General features: G+C 58.2%; 17 protein-coding genes and 1 pseudogene. 6 read left to right on the forward strand and 12 right to left on the reverse strand.

The features are described 5' to 3' along the window. Window positions 1-111: 111 nt before the first annotated feature. A complete protein-coding gene (locus KUF73_RS20020) occupies window positions 112-4701 on the forward strand; it encodes a neuraminidase-like domain-containing protein (RefSeq protein WP_218439778.1) in 4590 nt (1529 codons plus the stop codon). Continuing rightward, window positions 4694-5335 carry a hypothetical protein gene (locus tag KUF73_RS20025; RefSeq protein WP_218439779.1) on the forward strand — a complete coding sequence of 214 codons (642 nt, stop codon included), beginning with the start codon at window positions 4694-4696 and terminating at the stop codon, window positions 5333-5335. The genes KUF73_RS20020 and KUF73_RS20025 overlap by 8 nt, the downstream gene beginning before the upstream one ends. A 33-nt stretch (window positions 5336-5368) precedes the next feature. Here KUF73_RS20025 and KUF73_RS20030 read toward each other — a convergent pair whose 3' ends face one another. From KUF73_RS20030 to KUF73_RS20055, 6 genes are all read right to left on the reverse strand, one after another. Then, on the reverse strand, window positions 5369-6700 hold the full coding sequence (locus KUF73_RS20030; RefSeq protein WP_218439780.1) for a DUF58 domain-containing protein: 1332 nt from the start codon (window positions 6698-6700) through the stop codon (window positions 5369-5371). A 130-nt stretch (window positions 6701-6830) separates the two neighbouring features. After that, window positions 6831-7832, reverse strand: coding sequence for a MoxR family ATPase (locus tag KUF73_RS20035; protein ID WP_218439781.1), 1002 nt, complete (start codon window positions 7830-7832; stop codon window positions 6831-6833). Next, window positions 7829-8992 (reverse strand): DUF4350 domain-containing protein, encoded by a 1164-nt coding sequence (locus tag KUF73_RS20040; RefSeq protein ID WP_218439782.1) that lies wholly within the window; start codon window positions 8990-8992, stop codon window positions 7829-7831. Before KUF73_RS20040 ends, KUF73_RS20035 begins: the two co-directional genes overlap by 4 nt. Then, on the reverse strand, window positions 8989-10533 hold the full coding sequence (locus KUF73_RS20045; protein ID WP_218439783.1) for a DUF4129 domain-containing protein: 1545 nt from the start codon (window positions 10531-10533) through the stop codon (window positions 8989-8991). Before KUF73_RS20045 ends, KUF73_RS20040 begins: the two co-directional genes overlap by 4 nt. Then, window positions 10520-11497, reverse strand: coding sequence for a stage II sporulation protein M (locus KUF73_RS20050; RefSeq protein ID WP_218439784.1), 978 nt, complete (start codon window positions 11495-11497; stop codon window positions 10520-10522). The genes KUF73_RS20045 and KUF73_RS20050 overlap by 14 nt, the downstream gene beginning before the upstream one ends. Continuing rightward, window positions 11494-12219: an RDD family protein gene (locus tag KUF73_RS20055; RefSeq protein WP_218439785.1), complete on the reverse strand. Its 726-nt coding sequence runs from the start codon at window positions 12217-12219 to the stop codon at window positions 11494-11496. Before KUF73_RS20055 ends, KUF73_RS20050 begins: the two co-directional genes overlap by 4 nt. A 184-nt stretch (window positions 12220-12403) precedes the next feature. On the opposite strand from KUF73_RS20055, the gene sbcB reads away from it, so the two are divergent. Continuing rightward, window positions 12404-13834, forward strand: coding sequence for an exodeoxyribonuclease I (gene sbcB, locus KUF73_RS20060; RefSeq protein WP_218439786.1), 1431 nt, complete (start codon window positions 12404-12406; stop codon window positions 13832-13834). 99 nt (window positions 13835-13933) lie between these two features. Here the strand turns inward: sbcB and mvaT are convergent, their stop codons facing one another. Further along, window positions 13934-14311 carry a histone-like nucleoid-structuring protein MvaT gene (gene mvaT / locus KUF73_RS20065; RefSeq protein ID WP_218439787.1) on the reverse strand — a complete coding sequence of 126 codons (378 nt, stop codon included), beginning with the start codon at window positions 14309-14311 and terminating at the stop codon, window positions 13934-13936. Window positions 14312-14650: 339 nt separating this feature from the next. Here mvaT and purU point away from each other — a divergent pair, with 339 nt between their 5' ends. Then, window positions 14651-15499 carry a formyltetrahydrofolate deformylase gene (gene purU, locus KUF73_RS20070; RefSeq protein WP_218439788.1) on the forward strand — a complete coding sequence of 283 codons (849 nt, stop codon included), beginning with the start codon at window positions 14651-14653 and terminating at the stop codon, window positions 15497-15499. Between the two features lie 89 nt (window positions 15500-15588). Beyond that, complete coding sequence (locus KUF73_RS20075; protein ID WP_218439789.1) at window positions 15589-15765, forward strand: hypothetical protein; 177 nt, start codon at window positions 15589-15591, stop codon at window positions 15763-15765. Window positions 15766-15837: 72 nt separating this feature from the next. On the opposite strand, the gene KUF73_RS20080 is transcribed toward KUF73_RS20075, so the two are convergent. The 5 genes and pseudogenes from KUF73_RS20080 to KUF73_RS31840 all read right to left on the reverse strand — a co-directional run. Further along, window positions 15838-16833 carry a lysylphosphatidylglycerol synthase transmembrane domain-containing protein gene (locus KUF73_RS20080; RefSeq protein ID WP_218439790.1) on the reverse strand — a complete coding sequence of 332 codons (996 nt, stop codon included), beginning with the start codon at window positions 16831-16833 and terminating at the stop codon, window positions 15838-15840. Further along, window positions 16830-17594 carry a DUF2334 domain-containing protein gene (locus KUF73_RS20085; protein ID WP_218439791.1) on the reverse strand — a complete coding sequence of 255 codons (765 nt, stop codon included), beginning with the start codon at window positions 17592-17594 and terminating at the stop codon, window positions 16830-16832. The genes KUF73_RS20080 and KUF73_RS20085 overlap by 4 nt, the downstream gene beginning before the upstream one ends. 3 nt (window positions 17595-17597) lie before the next feature. Further along, window positions 17598-18719 carry a glycosyltransferase family 1 protein gene (locus KUF73_RS20090; protein ID WP_218439823.1) on the reverse strand — a complete coding sequence of 374 codons (1122 nt, stop codon included), beginning with the start codon at window positions 18717-18719 and terminating at the stop codon, window positions 17598-17600. 190 nt (window positions 18720-18909) lie between these two features. After that, complete coding sequence (locus KUF73_RS31835) at window positions 18910-19674, reverse strand: methyl-accepting chemotaxis protein (protein ID WP_371135524.1); 765 nt, start codon at window positions 19672-19674, stop codon at window positions 18910-18912. A gap of 93 nt (window positions 19675-19767) precedes the next feature. Continuing rightward, window positions 19768-20799 (reverse strand): annotated as a pseudogene (locus KUF73_RS31840) (cache domain-containing protein); the annotation flags it as partial. Between the two features lie 190 nt (window positions 20800-20989). Here KUF73_RS31840 and KUF73_RS20100 point away from each other — a divergent pair. Beyond that, entirely contained in the window at window positions 20990-22471 is a 1482-nt protein-coding gene (locus KUF73_RS20100; RefSeq protein WP_218439793.1) for a helicase HerA-like domain-containing protein, read from the forward strand. Window positions 22472-22524 lie beyond the last annotated feature (53 nt).

Here is a 22524-nt window from a genome sequence, read left to right on the forward strand (position 1 = left end):
TGTCAAACAGGTTTTCTGAGTTTTTTTGCCGAAACGGCGATATGCATTCGCGACCTCTAATTTCGATTGGTCAGGTACTGCTGCTCGGATTTCCATGCACAGGAGAAAACAATGAACAAGTCAATTATTGGCGCGCTGGAAGAAAGTCGATGCATGGCCCTGGCAGACTTTTATTTAGGGCAAGTGGCTCCGCAAGAAGATGAAGGGCGTGAGCCCTCGCTGAACCTGACCTCGCTCGATGACTTGTACCAATACCTGTTGCTTGACACCCAGGTCGGCCAGGAACTGGATACAGCGAGGGTGGCAGAAGCGATCGCTTGCCTGCAGCAGTATATAGGTGCCATTTACAACGGTATGGAGCCGGGTCATACCACCGCGTTTTCTAAAGATGAGTTAGTGGCCTGGCATCAACGCTATTGCAATATCAGTGATTGGGCCGGTTACCAGATGCTTTTGGATTATCCGGAAAACTATATCGATCCGACCTTGCGCCTGAACAAGTCTGAATCGTTCCAGGAGCTGGAAAATAACCTGGGGCAAGCGAGTCTTAACGAAAAATCTGTACAAATTGCGCTGTTGAAGCACCTTAAGGATTTCGAGGTGGTGTGCAACCTTGATGTGGTGTCGGCTTGTATAAACAGCACAGACGGAACCGGTACTGGGAAGGGCACCAACTTCAAGAATGCCGATTATTACTTCATTGGCCGACAACGAGTCCAACCCTTCGGATATTTTTGGCGCAAGGCCCATGTCGAACTGGATACCGCGAGTACATTTCTTATTCCCGCTGCATGGAACGAGTGGAAACCCATCGGTATTCCTGCCGTACCAACGGTACTGGCAATTCGGCCGGTGTATTTCGCCGGTCGATTGATGGTGGTTCAAGTCGAAGGGATAAAAGCCAAAGACACGAAGCGGAAAGATAACGACGGTAACGAGGTGATCACTGAGGGGACCTGGCAAATCGAGGTGACGCTTTCTTACCTCGGGGTGGACGGGATCTGGACCACACCGTCGAGTCTGGGGAAAAAGGAGTTCACCCAGGCCTCCGTCGAGTCCGCTCGTTTGGTCGCAGTGACCTACGTTGGCGCAAAAAAAGACGTCGATGACCTGTTGGCGGTGTGCTTCACCACCACGGACTTGCCCAAGTCACAGGTGGCAGCGGACGACGAGGGGGAGCAAGGGTGGATTTTTGCTGCGTGCAATGCCTTGTTTGAGCCTCAACCGCCCAATATCGCCACTCTTAAGGTATTGGCCAATGGGCGTTTTTCCAATCAGTACGGTTTACAGCACAAGCTTTTGCTCAGTGAGGCGGCAGTGCTGAGTCAGGCACGAGTACCGGCGTCAAACGTGGCGGCTGTCGATGACACACGAGACGGCAAGCTGAGCAAATTTCTTTCGTTGAATATTAACTTCAGTAGCCAGCGTGACGGATCTGCTCAGCCTGTTAATACATTGCAAGTACAAGGCGTCTGCGACCTTGCGCGACCCGAATATGAACTGAGGAATATTGTCCTTGTGGGAAAACACGAGGTGAACCTTGAACCCGCTTTTTTTGAAGTTTCACGGGTCGGAACCAAGGGCATAAAATTGACCTTTTTCCATCATTCCGCTGCGGGATTCGATTTCTCGTGGTCTCTTGATGACATAGAAGGAAAACCCGTACAGATAGCGGCGTTCAAAAAGAGTGATTTCACCTTTAATAATGGTTGGGTGTCGGCAAAAAAGAACATCGTCCTGACCCATCAACAGCGGGAACTATTATGGTTGAAAACTACGAGTGACATCAGAGGCGGAGCCGGTTTCACAGTGTCGGTGGGTAACCAGAATGTACCGTTGGGCAACGGCGACAATTCGTTGTCTCTGGTACAGCTACCGGAGACAGTCACATTGGGGCTCAAAGTATTGGATGGCGCGACGGTCGTTCCGGGGAAATGGGAAGCGCTGAGCGAATTGAAGGGCTGGCTTCAAAGTCCCTGGATTGAATATCGCTGGACTGGCGATCCTGTCGGCAAGACCTTGAGTGTGGTGTGGGGTGAGAGCGCCGACGGTACTTACGGCCGTGATCGTTATGACATCGTGATCCAGCAAACGCCGAATGCCAGCAACGTTCCATTGATCAGCAAACAGGCTACCGGTGCGCAGTTCCTGGATATTCAGCCCCTGGCATTGACCACTCTCAAATGGATACGCCTCAATTCCCTGTTTGGCCCGGAACTGATCGCCAAAACCGCCATTTCCGTTGACGAGGTGTTGTCCTTGTCCACTCAGAACACCCTTGAGCCGCAGCCAGCGGGTGTCTCTCCAGCAACGGCACCCATCGATTTCAACAGCGCCCACGGTACCTTCTACTGGGAATTATTCTTTCACCTGCCATTCCTGATCGCGCATCGGCTGTGTGAATCGCGCGATTTCCATGAGTCGCAGCGCTGGTATCAGTACATTTTCAACCCTCACATTCGTGAGGCGCGGCCGGGCGCAGCTAATCCGAGCGATCGCTTCTGGCTGTGCCGTCCATTGCTGGAACAGGGCGATATCGGGTTTGAAGCATCGGGATTGGTAGACCCTGATGCAATTGCCTTTTCGAATCGTATTCACTACCGAAAAACCATTTTCGTCGCCTATGTGCGCTGCATCATTGCCCATGCCGATTCACTCTATCGCCGCTTGACCCGTGACAGTCTGACCGCGGCGAAACTGCAGTACGTGCGTGCCTTGTCGCTGATGGGCAATGCGCCTACTGCCAAGGCGATGAGCCATTGGGTTCCCCTATCCGCCGACCAGATACTCAAACCCCCGTCAGAAGCAGGCGCTTCCTCACTAATGACGTTCGCCCAGTCGCTGGATGTCAATGTTGCGAATTTGCCTGCGCGGGTAGAGGGAACGCCAGACTTCGAGATACTGGCGCTGAATGTCTTTCGCCCAGCCACCAATGATCAATTGCTCGGTATCTGGAAGTACATCGAAGAGTGCCTGTGGAACATGCGGCACAACCTGACCATCGATGGCAAACCGATGTCCCTGGCGTTGTATGCCCCACCGACCAATCCACTCGATCTGTTACGAGCCCAGGCAGGAGGTTCCTCAGGGGCAGCACGCAATGCGGGCGGCTGGCTGAACATTCCGCACTATCGATTCCGCACCATGTTGGCTACGTCGCAGAATGCGGTACAGACGCTTATCGGGTTTGGTCGTGAGGTCCGTCAGTTGATGGAGCTGCGTGACCGTGGTCAGTTGGAGGAATTGCAGCAGAGCCATGTCATTGCCTTGGGTGGGCATGCCAAGACCATTCAGGAGGAAACGATCAAGCAACTGGAGGCATCGGAAGCGTCGCTGAAAGAAAGCCAGAAGATGATTCAGGAACGAGCCACGCATTATGAGGACCTCAACGCGGACCCATTGATAGGGCTGGAGATAGCCGGGGATGTTATAGGGTTGTCCGGCAAGCTATTGGGAGCTGCGGCCGTTGTTCCGATAACTGCCGGCTCGTCGGTGAATGCATCCGTAAAGGAGCAAACACTCTTTGGGACTGCTGGCGTCGGCCCCGCTTCGTTTGGTGGTTACCAAGGAGGTGATCGTGGCGAGCCCGCGATAGCGACTGGTAAGGCGCTGTCGATAGCCGGTGCCACCGCGTATGCGGTAGGAGAGGCCTTGCAACGAACCGCTTTTTACTTGCGTCGAAGCCAGGAATGGAGCTTCGCCGAAGCCCAGGCCAAAAGTGAATTGCGGGTCATCGAGAAGCAACTTGAAGCCCATGAGTACACACTCAAGGCCGCCAGGGCCAGCCTGGAGCAAACCCAAAAAGCCAACGATCAGGCCCAGGAGCTCTACTCCTTCTACAAAACCCGCGCCACCAACGTTGAACTCTACCGCTGGTTGCTAAGCCAGATGGCCACGCTGTACTTCCAGGCCTATGACGCAGTAGTCGGGTTGTGCCTGAGTGCCGAAGCCAGTTGGCAGTATGAGATGGGCGATTTCGACACGCGCGTCATTCGACCCAACGTCTGGATGGACAACCGTCATGGCTTGAGCGCCGGCGAGTCAATGCTGCTCGACTTGCTGCGCCTGGAGCGGGATTTCCTCAATCGCAACGAGCGGCGACTGGAACTGACCAAGACCATTTCCTTGCGTGAGCTGCTCGAGAAGGGGCAATTCACTCCAGCTAAAACCTGGGAGCAGGTATTGGTTGATCTCGGGAAGGGCAAACTTGATTTCGAATTTACGCAGAAGTTGTTCGACAGCGATTATCCCGGTCATTACTGCCGGCAGATCACCACCGTGGCGCTGTCCTTGCCCGTGGTGCTCGGTCCTTACCAGGACGTACGCGCAACGTTGACGCAAACCGGCAGTACCACGGTGATCAAAGCCAATGTGGACTCCCTCGACTACCTGTATGGCGACGGCAATCAGATGCCGCCGGTCGATATCGTGCTCAACCTGCGTAGCCACCAGCAAGTGGGGATCAGTCATGGGCTGGATGATGCCGGGCTGCATCAGTTGATGTTCGGTGATGAACGCTATCTGCCGTTTGAAGGGACGGGTGCTATTTCAAGGTGGCAGCTGCAGATTCCGCGACATATGTCGGAGCAGCAAAAAGCCCTGATCGCAAGCCTGACTGACATCATTGTGACGGTGCGTTACCTGGCCAAGGCTGGCGGTACGGCTTACACCGAAGCGGTGTTGGACAGGTTGGGTGATTGAAGTCAAGCGGCCCCTGACTCGAAACGAGGCATTGGTTGCCAGCGTATCTGAGTGGCGTCTTGACCATTCAGCAGACATGAATCAACAGAGGCGTGAAACCATCATGAGCAATGACGAAATTCGAGGTCGTAACTTGATTATCGATGGCAGGTTTTCCTCCGATTGGAAGGATCATTGGACGCACTTCAACGGCAAGGGAATTGCGCGGCCCTTCGTGGATCCGGTGTACGGTTTTTACTTGATGATGAATGGCGAGGCGGCCGTTACTCAAACGTTCGATACGGCTGTATTTACCACCGCTCAGCTGACGAACGCCTGGTACCGGTTGAAATTTCAATATGAGAACCTCGGTGATGGTTCAAATTCCAAGGTGATCGTCAGACCCTCTACCGGAGTAGAGGACGCCATTGACCTGAGTGGCAAAATTCCGGGGCGGCCTCAGGCTGAGTGGAATCCCTTTGAACCTTATGAGTTCAAAGTAGTGGAGGCGGACGAAGATATTACCGTCGAGTTGCATGGTTCCAGCTTGGATGGGTCGAATGGTTTGCGTATAACCGACCTCGACGTTCAACTGCATCTCGCCCCGCTGGTGTTGGACTGGGTCAAGGTTGATGATCGGACGTACGAGCTTTAGTCACTGCTACAGGAAGCTGGTGTTGTCGCATAGCTACGCAGCGCCCGCCCGCTTCCACCCCAGGTACCGCGTCACCAGCTCAGCCCCGAGCTCCTTGGGCCGCGCATCCAGCACCGGCACTCCATGAGCGCTCAACCGCTCATGGAGTTCGGCCCGTGCATTCAAGTAGTCCACCGTGCCGCAATAGGCCAGTGCCTCGGGCAAGGTTTGCACCGGTTGGTGGCGTGTTGCGTCGAGTTGTTCTTCGCGCAGGCTGGCGACCAGCACCCGATGTCGCTTGCTCAAGCGTTTGACGGCGGTGAGCAGTTCTTCGTCGTCCTCATCCCTAAGGTTGGTCACCACGACCACCAACGCCCGGCGTTTCTGTCGCGCCAACAGTTGCGTTGCGGCAGCCTGATAGTCGGCGCTGTGCTGGCTGCTGTTGAGGTCATAGACCGTGTTGAGCAGCACGTTGAGTTGCCCGGTGCCTTTCACCGGGGCGAGGTAGCGCGGTTGATCGCTGGCGAAGGTGCACAGGCCGACGGCATCGCCCTGGCGCAAGGCGACGTAGCTCAGCAATAAACAGGCGTTGAGGGCGTGATCGAAATGCGCCAGATCGTCATCCTGGCTGCGCATGCGACGGCCACAATCGAGCATGAAGATGATCTGCTGGTCGCGTTCGTCCTGATACTCGCGGGCAATCGGTGTGCGTTGGCGGGCGGTGGCTTTCCAGTCGATCTGGCGCAGGCTGTCGCCCTCGCGGAATTCGCGCAGTTGGTGAAATTCCAGCCCTTGGCCACGGCGTTGATGCTGGCGCACGCCGAGTTGGCTCAGCCAGTTATCCACAGCCAGTAGCTGGCCGCCGTAAAGACGGGCGAAGTCAGGGTAGACGCGGGTGCTGTCGGTGACATCGAGCATGCGTTTGTCGGACCACAAGCCCAATGGACTGGGCAAGTTCACTTCGCAGTGTTCGAAGTTGAAATGGCCACGCTTGAGTGGGCGCAGTCGATAGTTGATCAGGCTGCGCTGGCCGGGTTGGAGCTCGACCGACAGCGGCAGGTTTTCGAAGCTCAGGCCGTTCGGGACGTGGTCGAAGATTTGAATCTTCAGTGCTTGCTGAAAGTCATGCTCGACCTCAATTCGCACTTCACTCCAGCGTCCGAGCGCCAGGCTGCCAGGCATATGCCGTTGAACGCGCGGTAAGGGCTGACGCTTGAGGCGGATCGCGTCGAGTAGCGCCAATGTCGACCATGCCAGCAGCAGTCCCCAATTGATCGATAACAGGCTCGACGCGATTGCGATATCCAACGCCCGCAATGCACCCAGCACGAGCCCGATGGCTAGAAGCAGTGCCAGCCAGATCAGTGACAGGCGTGAAGGTTTCATGGTGTTGCACCGCGCAGCCAGATCAAAAGATCGCAGCCTTCGGCAGCTCCTACATGGAATGCGTACTCCTGTAGGAGCTGTCGCAGGCTGCGATCTTGTCTCCGGTCTACGCGACTTGCGATTGAGCACTTCACAGGCGCGGTGCCGCTACTTGATCGAGCAATTGCTGCAGCACGTGATCGACTTGCAGCCCCTCGATATCCAACTCTGGCGAGATGCGCACGCGGTGGCGCAACACTGCCAGCGCGCAGCCTTTGATGTCATCCGGAAGTACAAATTCGCCGCCGCGCAACAACGCCCGTGCCCTGGCGCAGCGCACCAGCGCAATCGAGGCCCGAGGCCCGGCACCGAGGCTCAGGCCGGGCCAGCTGCGCGTGGTGCGGGCCAGGCGCACGGCGTAATCGAGCACCTGATCGTCCAGCGGCAAATCGCTGGCGATGCGTTGCAGGGCCAACACGTCCTTGGCCTGCAACACGGTGCGTAGCGGTTGTACGTCGAGCATGTCGGCGCGGGTCGAACGGCTGACCTGGCGCACCATGTCCAGCTCTTGCTCGGCGTCGGGGTAATCCATGCGTACCTTGAGCATGAAGCGATCCAGCTCGGCCTCCGGCAGCGGGTAAGTGCCTTCCTGTTCGATAGGGTTTTGCGTAGCCAGCACCATGAACGGTTGCGCAATCGGCAGGGCGCGGCCTTCGAGCGTGACTTGCCGTTCCTGCATGGCTTCGAGCAGCGCGGCCTGGGTTTTCGCCGGGGCACGGTTGATCTCGTCGGCCAGTAAAAGATGGGTGAATAACGGGCCTTTGCGCAGTTTGAATTGCTCGGTTTGCAGGTCGTACACCGCATGCCCGGTGACATCGCTGGGCATCAGGTCCGGGGTGAACTGAATGCGTGCGAACTCGCCGCCAAAGCAACGTGCCAACGCTCGCACCAGCAAGGTCTTGCCCAGGCCTGGCACGCCTTCTAGTAACACATGGCCACCGGCAATCAGCGCAGTCAGAACGTCGTCGATAACGCGGTTCTGGCCGATCACGGCTTTTTGCAGTTCGGCCCGTATTGCTTGAGCCAGTTGACTGGCGCGCTGGCGCTGCTGCTCGGCATGGCTCGGGGTGCCGGGCTCGATCTGATCATTCATAACGCATTCCTCAAGGATTGCAGGTGGGCGACCTGGCGGCTGAACTCAGCGCTGGAAAGCCGCTGATTCGGTCGCGGGCTCATGGCCTGGCTGATAGCGCGTGTGGGTTGGCCGGTCAGGCGTGCGAGCACCAGCCATTGTTCGGCGACTGCAAGTTGTTCATAGCCAGGATGGCGACGTCGGACGCGCCGCAGGATGTCTTGCTGCAAGGCTTGCAGCAGGTTGTTCTGGCCATTGCGACGCAACATGAAATCGGCGCTGGCACGCAGGTGTTCCTGCAGTTGTCGACGCGCTTTCGGGGCTGGCTCCAGCAGCGGCCCGTGACGTACACCGAAGTGCCAGAAACCCAGGCCGATCAGGGCAATCAAGGCCACCAATGCCTGGGGGAAATAGCGCAGCAGCAATGTGAGCAGGCTGTCGTGATCCGTATTGAAAAGCAGAGTCACGTTGGTGTCGGCCGTCAAATACCAGAGCAGCCAGGCGTTGTCGTATTGGGCGATGGCCGGGGTTTTCCACAGGTCGGCGTCGGTCACCACGACGATCGAACCGAGTCCGTGGTTCAGCTGCATCATGTGCGTAGCCTTGCCGCTGTTGGCCCAGGACTGGGCGAGGTTCTTCGGGTCTTCGAGGTGGAACGCGGTATCGAAACTGGCATAGGCCGGCGCGTCTTCGTTTTCCAGATAGAGCTTGGTGAGTTTCGGGTAAGGGTCCTCGCTGCTGTCGGGCGGCGGGTCTTTCAGGTCTTTGCTCAGGGATTGATGCAACTGGACCCGGTCGAGCAACAGGTCATTACTTTGCCCGGTCTTTTCATCCCACAACGACTGGGCGACGAACAACACGCGCCCCCCGGCCCGGGCCCAGTTCATCACTTGATCGATCTGCCGGGGTGTCATGTTGTAGCGGTCGCCGAACAACAACAGACTGTGCTGACGGGGTTCGAGGCTGGGCAAAATATCGAGGCTAATGGCATGGCTGACGGCCAGACCCTGCTTACGCAGAAAATGTTCGGCGGCGAGGTACGGATTGGCCTGGGCTTCGGGCGAGGGACCGTGGTCGATTTCTGCCGGATAGGGTGTTGCCTTGAGGTACAGATAAAGACTCAGCGCAGCCAGCAATACGGCGATGAACACGCCGACCGTCAGCCAGACACGCCGGGTCAACGGGCAGCTCCCGGGCCGAACAAGGCACGCCAGCCATCACACAGTTCCTGTTGCAAATGCGCGGGTGGCAGTAGGTGTCCGTAGGCCATGTTTTGCCAATGGCCGGTCAGGTTTTTGCTGAAAGCCAGCAAGACCGGTTGCTGCAGTTGCTCGACGCGCGCCAGTACCTGGCCTTCGGTGTCTGCAGCTTTCAGCGCGATACCGAAGTCATGCAGCAAATGGCTGAGCAGGGCGCGATAGAGCAGCCCGAGCGCTTCGCGGGGGTTGCTCTGCCAGAGGCTTTCAGCGCTGGCGGCAATGTCGGTGGGCAGGGTGTCGCGGCTGAGGTCCAGGCCGAAAGCCTGCGGCGGTAAGGGGCGCGCGGTTTTCTTTGGTGGCTTCGGGCGGCGGCTGACGAAGGCTTGCAGCCAGTCACGGTAATGCCAGATCAACCAGCCCACGGCGGTAATCACCGTCCCCCACAACAAGGCCTCGATCACCGTGCCCAATGCACCGAAGCGTTGGCTGTCGAACAGCTTCAACAGCGCTTTTAGCCAGTCCGGGGTCTTGTCGTCATCCGACGTTTCGGTGGCTGGCTTGTCCTCGCCGAAGCGATAGCGGGTGATCGTTTCCCTGTTCTTGAACGGGGGCTGATCGAGGATCGCCTTGATGCTGTCCCGCGATGCCTGACTGGTCAATGGCTGTTCCAGCAAGCGCGGGCTCTCGGGGGTAATGACCGGCTCGGCGGCCCAGACAGTTTGTGGTATTGGCAGGAGCAGGGCTGCGGCCAGAAACAGCATGCCGGCTACGGCGCTCAAGCGTTGGCGCAGGCGGCGGAACACCAGTTCGATGTCCCAGGCTTCCAGCACGGTGCGTCGGTTCAAATAGAGACTGAAGCCGCAAGCGACATAGATCGGCTCCCCAACCAGCAACACCAGCATGTAGAAAACATTGGTCAAATGTTCCAGCCATAGCCAGTCCTGGGAGGCGGCGGAGATCAGCGATTGCCAGCTCCAGTCGAGTGCAACTTGCTGGGGCAGGAGCAAATAGAACAGCACCATCAAGCCGATCCACAGCGCACCCTCCAGATGCGCGCCAATAATCGTCAGCCACCGCGCGGCGCTGGCATCGCGCTGCAACAACACCTGCAAACGCTGTTGCCGCGCATCACCGCCCAGGCCTTCGAGTTGCACCACCGGCATCAGGAAGCTGCGGCTCAGGCTCAGTCGTCGCCAGGTCAGGCTGGCGAGCAATTGTGGTTTGAGCAGCCGTGGCCACTGGCGCAACGCCTGATTGAGCGTGGGCGTTTCACCGAACATGGCTTTGGACAGGATGTACAAGGGCAGGCGTTCGAAGGCCGGTTTCAGCCACCAGAAGATCAACACAGCGAGAGAGGGCGACTGCCAGAACACCCAACTGAGCAATGCGAAAACCGGAAAAGTGATGATGGCCCAACTGCTCAGTAACAGGCGTCGATGGCGCTGGCTCAGCAGCACCCCAAGGTCCATGGCTTCCCAGGTCGGTCGCGGGCGAATCACCACCGTGGCATCACTCAGGCGCATGGCGGGTCCGTCCGGCAAACAACAGATAAACCGCCACCAACAACCAGAGCGCCGCACCGACCAGGTATTTGGTCATGGGCGTCGGTGTCGTCATCGACGACCAATAGGCTTCGATAAAAGCGGCGATCAGCAGAAACAGCATGACCCCGCAAATCATCAGCACACTCTTGCGCGCCGCCAGACGCAAAGCCTCGGCGCGGGGCAGTCGCCCCGGGGCGATCAATGCCCAGCCCAATTGCAGGCCGGCGGCACCCGCCAGGGCAATGGCGGTCAGTTCAAAGGCGCCGTGGCCGATCACGAAAGACCAGAAGGTTTGCCCAAAACCGATCTGCGTCAGATGCCCGGCCACCGCGCCGATCATCAGTCCGTTGAAGACCAGGAAAAACGCGCTGCCCAGGCCAAACAGCAAACCGCTGGCGAAGGTCTGAAAGGCGATGCCGATGTTGTGCATGATGTAGTAGCCGAACATCACCCAGTCTTCGCTGGCTGCCCGTTCCGCCGAGCGCCCCAGATGACCGGCGTCGGGGTCGTACATGCTTTGCATTTCGCTGACCTGCTCGGCAGGGATCAGGTTGTAGATCAGCTCCGGGAACAGGTACACCAGCAGCGCGAAGCCGGTCAGGCTGCCAAAAAACATCAGGCCGGCCGCCAGCACGAAGCGCCATTGTTCGCGTACCAGTCGGGGAAAGCCCGCGAGGATAAAACCCAGCACATTGGCGCTCAGTCGGCTGCGATGCCGGTAAAGCTGTTGATGGCCGCGCAGTGCCAGTTGCTGCAGCGAGTCGATGAGGAAACTGCTGTAACCGCGCTCGCGGGCCAGCGCCAGTTGTTGGCAGATTCGTCGATAGGCGCCGGGAAATCTGTCGACGCCGGTTGCTTTCCTGTCCCGCTCCAGCCGTTCCAGCATCAGCGAGAATTGCTCCCATTCGGCCCTATAGCGATGTTCAAAGAGACTTTGCTTCATGCAGGCCCCAACAAACCGCGAGCGATACCATTAAGTTCAGCCACGGCCTGTGGCGCCGGAACTTGCAACGGTTGGGCGAGGATGGATGCGAGTTCATGGACGCGGGCAACGGAGAGCTCGCTCTGGCGTTCGGCGAAGCCGAGGATGGCGCGTTGCTCAGTCAGTGTCGGGGTGAACGCAGGGCGACATGGTTGGGCGGGCGGCAGTTGCGGTCGGGTCAGCGGTTGTTCGCGGTAGATCACCAGTGTGCCGGCGGCCAGATCACCGAGGCGTTTGAAGTTGGGGTGTTGCAGGCAACTGATGGCACCGAGGAAGTAACCGAACGGCAACAGATCGACGAATCGCAACAGGTTGCGCAGCAGCGACGCGGACCAGCCAATGGGTGTGCCGTCGTCCTGCACCACCCGCAGGCCCATCCACTGCTTGCCCGGTGAACGGCCCTGATTGAGCACTTCGAACAACACCATGTACCACCAGCTCACCGCAAAAATCAGCAGCGAGCCCAGCCCTGCACCGAGTTTTCCGAGCATTGCCAGCACCATAAACAGCAGACCGAGGATCAGCCCGCGTACCGCCAGGTCGATGGCAAACGCCAGCGCACGAACCATCAACCCGGCCGGGCGCAGTGGCAAATCGATGCCTTCCGGCGTTTCGACTTGATACCGCGTATCCAGTGGCGGGGACAGCGGCGCTTTCCTTGGCAGTGCTGTGGTCTCGAGCATGGGCAACCTGATGATGTGGCCTGATCGGGATGAACTCTCCATCGGATGCTAGCAGCCCCACCGGAGAAAACGACATAACTATGTATTGCACGCTGATCGAGCAGCGATGATTGAATGACAAGTTACTGGCCGGAGCAGGACGTGAACGCCTAGACTTCGCCGATCTTCAGTTCAGGATTAGCCCGTGACCTCCATCTTCTGGTACGACTATGAAACGACGGGCATCAACCCCCGCTGCGATCGCCCACTGCAAATGGCCGGGCTGCGGACTGACTTCGATCTCAATGAAATAGACGAACCGGTCAACCTCTACTGCCAGCCCAGCGAAGACATCCTGCCGCATCCGGCGGCTTGCGCGATCACCGGCATTACCCCCGGCCAACTGGCCGAGCGAGGCTTGAGCGAAGCCGACTTCATGACCCGGGTACATGCCCAGTTGGCAGCGCCCGGCACCTGCGGCGCGGGCTACAACACTTTGCGTTTCGACGACGAGATGACCCGTTACAGCCTGTACCGCAACTTTTTCGACCCGTACGCGCGGGAGTGGCAGGGCGGCAACAGCCGTTGGGACCTGATCGATGTGGTGCGCGCGGCGTATGCCCTGCGCCCCGATGGCCTGGTTTGGCCTACGGACGACGAGGGGCGGGTGACGCTCAAACTTGAACGCCTGACTGCCGCCAACAATATCGACCACGGCAATGCCCACGAGGCGCTGTCGGACGTTCGCGCCACCATCGCCCTTGCGCGTCTGATCCGGGAAAAGCAGCCGAAACTGTATGACTGGCTGTTTCAATTGCGCAGCAAGCAAAAGGTGCTGGACCAGATTCGCCTGCTGCAACCGATGGTGCATGTGTCCGGGCGCTTTTCTGCTGCGCGCAACTACGTGGGCGTGGTGCTACCTCTGGCCTGGCACCCGCGTAACAAAAACGCCTTGATTGTCTGCGACCTGCACCTCGATCCTCAGGGCCTGTTCGACCTGGATGCCGAAACCTTGCGTCAGCGGCTTTATACCCGACGCGATGATCTGGCCGAAGGTGAGTTGCCGGTGCCACTCAAGCTCATCCACATCAATAAGTGCCCGGTAGTGGCCCCGTTGTCGGTGCTTCGTGCTGAAGATCAGCAACGTCTGGGGGTGGACATGGCGCTGTATCAGCAGCGTGCACTGCGGCTAAGTGACGCGCAGAAAGTTTGGCAGGATAAAGTTCTGGCGATGTATGCCCGTGAAGATTTTTCGCCGAGCCAGGACCCTGAACAACAGTTATACGACGGATTTATTGGCGATCGTGATCGGCGTCTATGTGAACAAGTCCGAACGGTCGACCCCGCACAATTAGCGCAAGAGCAATGGCCTTTCGATGATGAACGTTTGCCCGAATTATTGTTTCGATATCGCGCACGCAACTTTCCCGATACGTTGAATTTTGAAGAGCAGGAGCGGTGGCGATTATTCTGTCAGAAACGTTTGTCAGTACCTGAGTGGGGCGCGCCCAATACCCTGGAAAGTTTCATAGAGGCCGCAGCCCAATTGAATGTTACAGCGACACCGAGTCAGCAAACCGTGCTCAGTGAATGGCAGGAATATGTGCAGGTGTTACGCAAACGTTTGAGTCTTTGAAATCGAAGATGTCCGAATCTTGAACTCCGGGCATAAAAAAACGCCAGCGCATGCTGGCGTTCTTTTTTGTCGCGATCAGTCTGCGACAAGCACTGTGACTTAGCCCAGCAGGGTAGCCCAGCCTTCAACCACGTCACCGCCCCACTTGGCTTTCCACTCTTTCAGAGTCTTGTGGTTGCCACCTTTGGTTTCGATGACTTCGCCGTTGTGCGGGTTTTTGTATTGTTTAACTTTGCGAGCACGCTTGGTGCCGGTAGTTTTTACTGCGCCGCCGCGTGGTGCTTTGGTTTTGGATTCTGGATCCAGCAAAGCAATGATGTCACGCAGGGACTTGGAGTATTCGCCCATCAGGGTGCGCAGTTTGCCTTCGAATTCCAGCTCGGTTTGCAGTTTGTCGTCTTCGGACAGGTTCTTCAAACGGGCTTGCAGCTCTTTGATAGCTTCTTCGGTGGCGCGATATTCGTTGATCAAGGACATGATGACTACCTTATGCAGGTCATAGGATGGCAGGGAACAGTGTCGCAATAATAGTCAGGGTGTTTCACCAAGTAAACATTAAACCGGGGTTTATTTATTTTAGTTGTGGTGAATTCGCCACAGATTGGATGTGCGGTTAAATAGTTCGAAACGTCTGGCACAGATATTCACAATTGCAGGCTTGTAGATGACTAACAACACGGCTGTTGCCGCAGGCCGGCGGTGTCGGTTAACGCCCTGTCGGGCACCGTCGGGCAAGCTGATACGTCATCAATACTGCAGTTTTGCTGCGCAATCGCTAGAATGGCCGCCTTTGCGAAGTTCTGGAGTTTCCCCCTCATGCGCACTTTTCGGCTGGTGATTTCTTGCCCGGACCGCGTCGGCATTGTTGCCAAAGTCAGTAACTTTCTGGCGTCCCATAACGGCTGGATCACTGAAGCGAGCCATCACTCGGACAATCTCAGTGACTGGTTCTTCATGCGTCACGAAATTCGTGCCGACTCGTTGCCTTTCGGTATCGAAGCCTTGCGCGAAGCGTTTGCGCCGATTGCCGAAGAGTTCTCGATGGACTGGCGCATTACCGATACCGAACAGAAAAAACGTGTGGTCCTGATGGCCAGCCGCGAATCCCACTGCCTCGCCGACTTGCTGCACCGCTGGCACAGCGACGAACTGGACTGCGAAATCGCCTGCGTGATTTCCAACCACGACGATCTGCGCAGCATGGTCGAATGGCACGGTATTCCGTACTACCACGTCCCGGTCAATCCGCAGGACAAGGAGCCGGCGTTCGCTGAAGTCTCGCGCCTGGTCAAACAGCACGAGGCCGAAGTCGTCGTACTGGCTCGTTACATGCAAATCCTGCCACCCGAGTTGTGCCGCGAATATGCGCACAAAGTCATCAACATTCACCACAGCTTCCTGCCGTCGTTCGTCGGTGCCAAGCCCTATCACCAGGCTTCCCTGCGTGGCGTGAAGTTGATCGGCGCGACCTGCCACTACGTGACTGAAGAACTGGACGCGGGTCCGATCATCGAGCAAGACGTGGTGCGTGTCAGCCATAGCGACAGCATCGAAGACATGGTGCGTTTCGGCCGCGACGTCGAGAAGATGGTGTTGGCCCGTGGCCTGCGTTATCACCTGGAAGATCGGGTGTTGGTGCACGGCAACAAAACCGTGGTGTTCTGACCGACGCAACACGACACGGTTGAAATTCGAAGGGCCTGGGCGTTCAATCGCTGCAGGCCCTTCGCCGTTTCTGTACTGAGGATATCTCTATGGCCGATCCACTGGACAAAGCCACCTCCAAGGCACCCGCCACCTTGGGCGAGGGCTGCTTGAGCCGTTACGACCCGGATGACATGAGCCCGGACGATGGCACGGAGTTTCCCGGTGCTGCCGAGTTGTGGGAGCAGTTGCAAGAAGAGTCCGACGATAGAATCAATAAGCCGTGAAAAGATCGCAGCCTGCGGCAGCTCCTCCATAGGAATGCAATCCATGTAGGAGCTGCCGCAGGCTGCGATCTTTCAAGCTTGCCCGAGATTCATCAACTTCTTGAGCAGTGGCCGTCCAAGCATCAATAGAAAGACCGGTCCGCCCACCAGCAAATAAAAGTAATAGGTCACTGCGCGCCAGATCAGTATCGCCGCTGCCGCCGTGGATTTTCCCACCATGGGCGCCAATAGCGCCGCCGACGTCAGTTCTGCTGCCCCCGCACCACCGGGTAACAGACTGAACTGCCCCGCACTGAGTGAAAGCATCTGGATCAGAAAAGTCCAGGCCCACTGCAAATCCGCGCCGAGCCCGCGTAACGCCAGATACATCACGCTGTAACGCAACACCCAGTGCAGGCAGGTCAGGGCAAACACCGTGATCAATGTCTGAAAGGGTAGCTTCAGCGTGTCGGTAAATGCCGCCAGAAAATGCAAGAGCTTTCGTGCCCAGCGAACCCGGGTGGTGGACTGGACGTTAAGACGAGCCAGCAAGCGGCCGCTCAGGCGAATCAGCAAGCGGTGGTAGCGAGCCAGCACCACGCAAGTGATCAGCCCGCCAAACATCGAGATGGCACTGACTGTCAGCAGCCACTCCATACGCTGGCTCAGATGCTGGAACAGCGCGTAAATCAGAATCCCGCTGAGCGCGCAGAGAAAGAACAACAAATCACTCAACTGATCCATGGCAAATACCGCACTGCCCCTGGCCGGACGCACGCCGTTGCGCGCCAGCAAAGCCATGATGGTCAGTGGCCCGCCGCTGCCGCCGGGGGTGGCGCAGTAGGCAAATTCGGCGGCCATCACCACGCCGAGGCTTTTCAGCGGGCTGACCTTGTCGCGCTGATCCCCCAGCAACAGGCGCAAGCGCATGGTGTTCACCACCCAGCACATCAGGATCATGCCGAACATCACCAGCAACCAGCTCAGTGGAAAACTCTGCAATCGCGACCAGGTTTCGCTGCCGCCCAATAACCAGGGAATCAGCACCGCCGCCAACAGGCCGACGCACAACAGAACCCCGCGGCTCATGCAACACGACCCAAGTGGTGGCTTTGTTGTGCCAGCCAGCGCGCTTTGGTCATTGGCACACGCCCTTCGGCGAGCAGGCGCTTGAGGGTTTGTAACCAGTACGTGCGCGAAAACTCATGACGCATGTCCACCGGGTGCAAGCCGAGTCGAATCACCGGTGCCTGTTGCCAGCGTTGTTCGCGCTGATCGCTGACCAGTTTCGACAACCCCCGACGCCAAGCACTGCGTGCACTCCAGACCAGGCCGGGGGCATCGACCGGGGTGAAGTCCGGTAGACGATAAAGGTGCTGTGGATCGCTGGTATAGCTCAGCGGCAATTGGCGCAGGGCCTGACGTGTGCCTTCACTTATCAACCAGGCTGGGGCGACGAAGCCATGCAGCGGCCAGCGATAACGGTGAAAGATTTCGATACCGGCGCGCAGGCGGGCGAGAGCGGCCTCCTGGGACAGGCTGTAAAACTCACCTTCGTGGGTGTAGATCCGGCGCATGAACCAGTCCCGGGGATTGTTTGTCATTGGCGCGTCATCGCAATGATAGTAGCCGTGCAACGCCAGTTCATCCCCGTATGCAAGACGCTCGCTGAGCACGTGGCGAAATCCCGGATGCGCTTCAAGGTCATTGTGTTTGTGAAAGTCTGGCACCACCAACCAGGTCATCGGCACATTGCCCAGGGCATCGACGGCTTCGACAAAGGGCTGGTAATCGGCCCAGGTTTGCGGCGCGACGTCGTGAAGCACCAGTAACAGGCTAGGCGGGTTCATGGCTCAACCATTGGCCGCCCGCGGCCATTGACTGCCGAGCACGGCGTGATAGTGACCGAGCAAGCTGTTGACCACGGTGTCCCAGGCGTAATGCCGTTCGACATGGCGCCGTGCTTGCCGGCCCAGGGCGGCACTGCCTTGAGCGAACAGTTCGCGCACGGCGTTGGCCATCGCCAGCGAATCGTTCGGTGTGCACAGCAGGCCGCATTCATCCGTGACGATTTCCTCAAAAGCCCCGGCCGCTACCGCTACTACGGGAATGCCGCTGGCCATGGCTTCGAGGATGACCAAACCAAAGGTTTCCTGATCGCCGGCATGTAGCAACGCATCCGCGCTGGCCATCAAACGGGCGACTTGCGCGGCGGGGCAGAATTCATCGACGACAGTGACATTGGCTGGAACGGCGGCAGGCATCGACGAGCCAACCAGCAACAAGTGATAACGCCGGCCCAGGCGTTTCATACAGTCGAGCAGCACAGGCAGGTTTTTTTCCTTGGAGCCGCGCCCGGCGAAGATCAACAGGTGGGTGTTTTCATCAATGCCCAGTTCTGCCCGCAGGCCAGGATCGCGGGCATCGGGATGGAAAGTTTGTAAATCAACGCCCAAGGGCTGCACGAAAACGTTCTTTACCCCCAGGCCCCTGAGTTTTTCAGCCATGACCCGGCTCGGTGCCAGCACCCGGTCGAAGTTGCCGTAGAGCCTGCTGACATAAGCCTCGACGTTGGGGGTGACCCAGTTGCCCATGCGGTTGCTGACCAGTAACGGCAAGTCCGAGTGATAAAAACCAATCACCGGCACATCCAGTTGCCGTCGAGCATCCAGGGCTGCCCAAGCCGTCAGGTAAGGGTCGCCGACTTCAATCAGTTCGGGTTGCAAATCGTGCAGGACATTGCGCCAGGGTGCGAGACGGAGAGGGAAACGATAACCCTTGCCGAAAGGCAGGGCGGGTGCCGGAACGGTGTAAATGCCACCCTGTTCACTGAAGGAGGCACCCGGGATCAGCAAACTGTGGCGGATGCCCGGCCGGGTGAACAGGCGACGGTGTTTGGCATCCAGATAAGTGCGCACGCCACCGCTGGCCGGGGCGTAGAACATGGTTATGTCCGCGATATGCACGATGAACATCCCTCCGGTCATTGCTCTCCCTTGGTTGACCTTTATGAAGAATAGATGTTCGGTTGGGGTTTTGCGGCGGGGTGTCTGTGGGGTTTTGTGGTGAATGACAGACCGCATTCGCGAGCAAGCTTCGCTCCTACAGAGTATTGCGCTGAAGATGTAGGAGCGAGGCTTGCCCGCGAAGGGGCCGGTTCAGACACTAAATACGGAAACTGCCTACCAACTGCTGCAACCGCGCCGCCTGCTGCTCAAGATCCGAACAGGCACGCAAAGTCGATTGCAGGTTTTCCACCCCTTCCTGATTGAGCGTATTGATCTCGGTGATATCCACGTTGATCGACTCGACCACCGCCGTCTGTTCCTCGGTCGCGGTCGCCACCGACTGGTTCATACCGTCGATTTCGCCGATGCGCTGGGTCACGCTGCTCAGGCGTTCGCCTGCCAGGTTGGCGATTTCCACGCTGTCCTGACTGTGGCGCTGGCTGTCGCTCATGGTGCTGACGGATTCGCGGGCGCCGACTTGCAGCTCCTCGATCATGGTTTGCACCTGTTGTGCCGACTCCTGAGTGCGATGCGCCAGGTTGCGCACTTCATCGGCCACCACGGCAAAGCCGCGCCCGGCTTCACCCGCCCGCGCCGCTTCAATGGCCGCGTTGAGCGCCAGCAGATTGGTTTGCTGGGAGATGCTGGTGATCACTTCGAGAATCTGCCCGATGTTCACGGTTTTGCTGTTGAGCGATTCGATATTGCTGCTGGAGGCGCTGAGCATGCTGGACAGCTGATTCATCGCGGCAATGCTGCGATCCACCACGTGCTGACCGTCTTCGGCCAGGCTGCGGGCATCGCTGGCCTGAGTCGACGCTTGCGCGGCGTTGCGGGCAATTTCCTGGGCCGCGGCGCCAAGTTGATTGATCGCCGCCGCGACACTGTTGGTACGCGATGCTTGCTGGTCGGAGTTGTACATCGACGAGTTCGAGGCCGCGACCACACGCAAGGCCACTTCGTTGACCTGCCCGGTGGCCGAGCACACCTCACGGATCGAACCATGAACCCGCTCGACAAAACGGTTGAACGCGGTGCCGAGGATGCCGAACTCATCGTTGTTGACAATGGTCAGGCGTTTGGTCAGGTCGCCTTCACCGTCGGCAATGTCAGCCATGGCGCGGGTCATGACGTGCAGCGGCTGGATCAGGAAGCGGATCAGCATGCCCAGCAGGGCGATGATGATCACCACGGAAATGACCGTTGCAACGACTGCCGATGCGCGGAATTCGCTGAGCATCGCGAAGGCTTTTTCCTTATCGACTGACAGACCGATGTACCAGTTGACCGAGGGCAGGCCTTTGATCGGGGTGAATGTGACGATGCGGGTTTTACCATTCACTTCCACTTCGCTGAAGTCGCGGCTGATATGCGGGGTATTTTGTGGGTACGCCTCGCTCAGGGACTTCATCACCAGGGCTTTGTCCGGGTGAACCAGGATCTTGCCGTCGGCGCTGACCAGAAAGGCGTAGCCCATGCCGTCGAAATCGCGAGCGCTGAGTGTGTCGATCAGGGTTTGCAGGCTGAGGTCACCGCCGACCACGCCGACGCTTTGCCCGGCTTTTTTCGAGGCGGTGGCCATGGAAATGATGGTTTGGCCGGTGGCCGCATCGACATAGGGTTCAGTCAGGGTCGGGGTGCTGCTGTTTTCCGCGCCTTTGTACCAAGGGCGGACCCGAGGGTCGAAACCGTCGGGCATCTTCGCATCCGGACGGATGGTGAAATGTCCGGTGGCGTCGCCCAGGTAGGACGCCATGAAGGTCGATGTCAGTGCTTTCTGCTCAAGCAGGGCGGCTACGTTGGCTTGTTCCGGGTTGATGGCAATATTTTGCGAGAGGTTCTCGATCAGCAGAATACGGCCGGTCAGCCAGGTCTGGATGTTGTTGGCGGTGACGTCGCCCATCTCATTGAGGTAGTTGTTCAGGTCCGCGCGGATGGCGTTGCGCTGTAAATAGTCGTTGTAGAGGGTGAATGAGGTGAAGGTGGCAATCACGATGAGGGCGGCGGCAAGCAGGATTTTATGGCTGAAGCGTAGATTTTTGTTCATGGCTTGAGGTTCCGCTAAGGTCTTAATGTCCAGCGCGTGCTTTTATAAAGGAACGCGAAATGGGCAGTGTTGAAAGCAAGTGATATTTCCATCGCTCCCTAAGGGAAATATCCGGCCAGATTGTGTCTGTCTGCTTTGTCGATATTTCTATCGGCCGTGTAGGACCAAAAGTTTAACCATGGGTGACCAAATGCCTGACTCATTGCAACTCGTTATCGGCGCTGATCTCGCGGGGCAGCCCATTGCCCAGGCCATGCGCCTGGCCAACCGTCACGGTTTGATTGCGGGCGCTACCGGGACCGGCAAAACCGTCACCTTGCAACGACTGGCTGAAGCCTTCAGCGACGCCGGCGTGGCGGTGTTCGCTGCCGATATCAAAGGTGACCTGTGCGGTCTGGGTGCCGCCGGCAATCCCCAGGGCAAAGTCGCCGAGCGCATCGCCGCAATGCCCTGGCTGAACCACAAGCCTCAGGCGTATCCGGTCACGCTGTGGGACGTTCATGGTCAGTCCGGTCATCCATTGCGCACGACCTTGAGTGAAATGGGCCCGCTGTTGTTGGGAAGCTTGCTGGAATTGACCGACAGCCAGCAGTCGGCGCTGTACGCCGCGTTCAAAGTGGCGGACCGCGAAGGTCTGTTGCTGCTGGATCTGAAAGACCTGAAGGCGCTGCTCAATCACCTCAAGGACCACCCGGAACTGCTGGGCGACGACACGGCGCTGATGACCACCGGATCCAGTCAGGCCTTGCTGCGGCGTCTGGCCACCCTTGAACAGCAGGGGGCTGAAGCGCTGTTCGGCGAACCGGCGTTGCAACTCGAAGACATTTTGCAACCGGCCGCCGATGGTCGCGGACGTATTCACTTGCTTGATGCCAGTCGTCTGGTTCATGAATCGCCGAAGGTCTACGCGACGTTCCTGTTGTGGTTGCTGGCCGAATTGTTCGAGCAACTGCCGGAACGCGGCGATGCGGACAAGCCGCTGCTGGCGCTGTTTTTCGACGAGGCGCATTTGTTGTTTGCTGGCACGCCCAAGGCGTTACAGGATCGGCTGGAACAAGTGGTGCGGCTGATTCGATCGAAAGGTGTGGGCGTGTATTTCGTTACCCAATCGCCGGACGACTTGCCGGATGACGTGCTGGCGCAGCTGGGTTTGCGCATCCAGCACGGCTTGCGCGCGTTCACCGCCAAGGAGCAAAAATCCCTGCGTGCGGTGGCTGATGGATTCCGGCCGAATCCGGCGTTCGACACGTTGTCGGTGCTGACCGAACTCGGGATCGGCGAGGCGCTGGTTGGCACATTGCAAGAGAAGGGCACGCCGGAGATGGTCCAGCGGGTCCTTGTGGCACCGCCGCAATCGCGTATCGGGCCGTTAAGCGACGCCGAGCGTGCGGCGCTGATTGCCAGTTCGCCGTTGCAGGGGCGTTATGACAAGCCCATCGACCGCGAGTCTGCCTATGAAGTGCTGATGGGGCGCAAAGGCCTGGCGCCTGAAGCCGACGTCACAGCAGAGAAAAAAGCAGAACCGAGTTTCACCGAACAGGCCGGGGAATTCCTCGGTACGGCGGCGGGGCAGGCATTGAAGTCAGCGATGCGCCAGGCAGCCAATCAGCTGGGGCGGCAGTTGGTGCGCGGGTTGATGGGGTCTTTGCTTGGCGGCAGCAAACGCCGCTAAAAAACAAAAAATCGCAGCCTGCGGCAGCTCCTGCAGGGGAATGCATTCCAAAT

Origin of the sequence: Pseudomonas sp. PD9R (genome assembly GCF_019200975.1) — a bacterium.
Lineage (GTDB): Bacteria > Pseudomonadota > Gammaproteobacteria > Pseudomonadales > Pseudomonadaceae > Aquipseudomonas.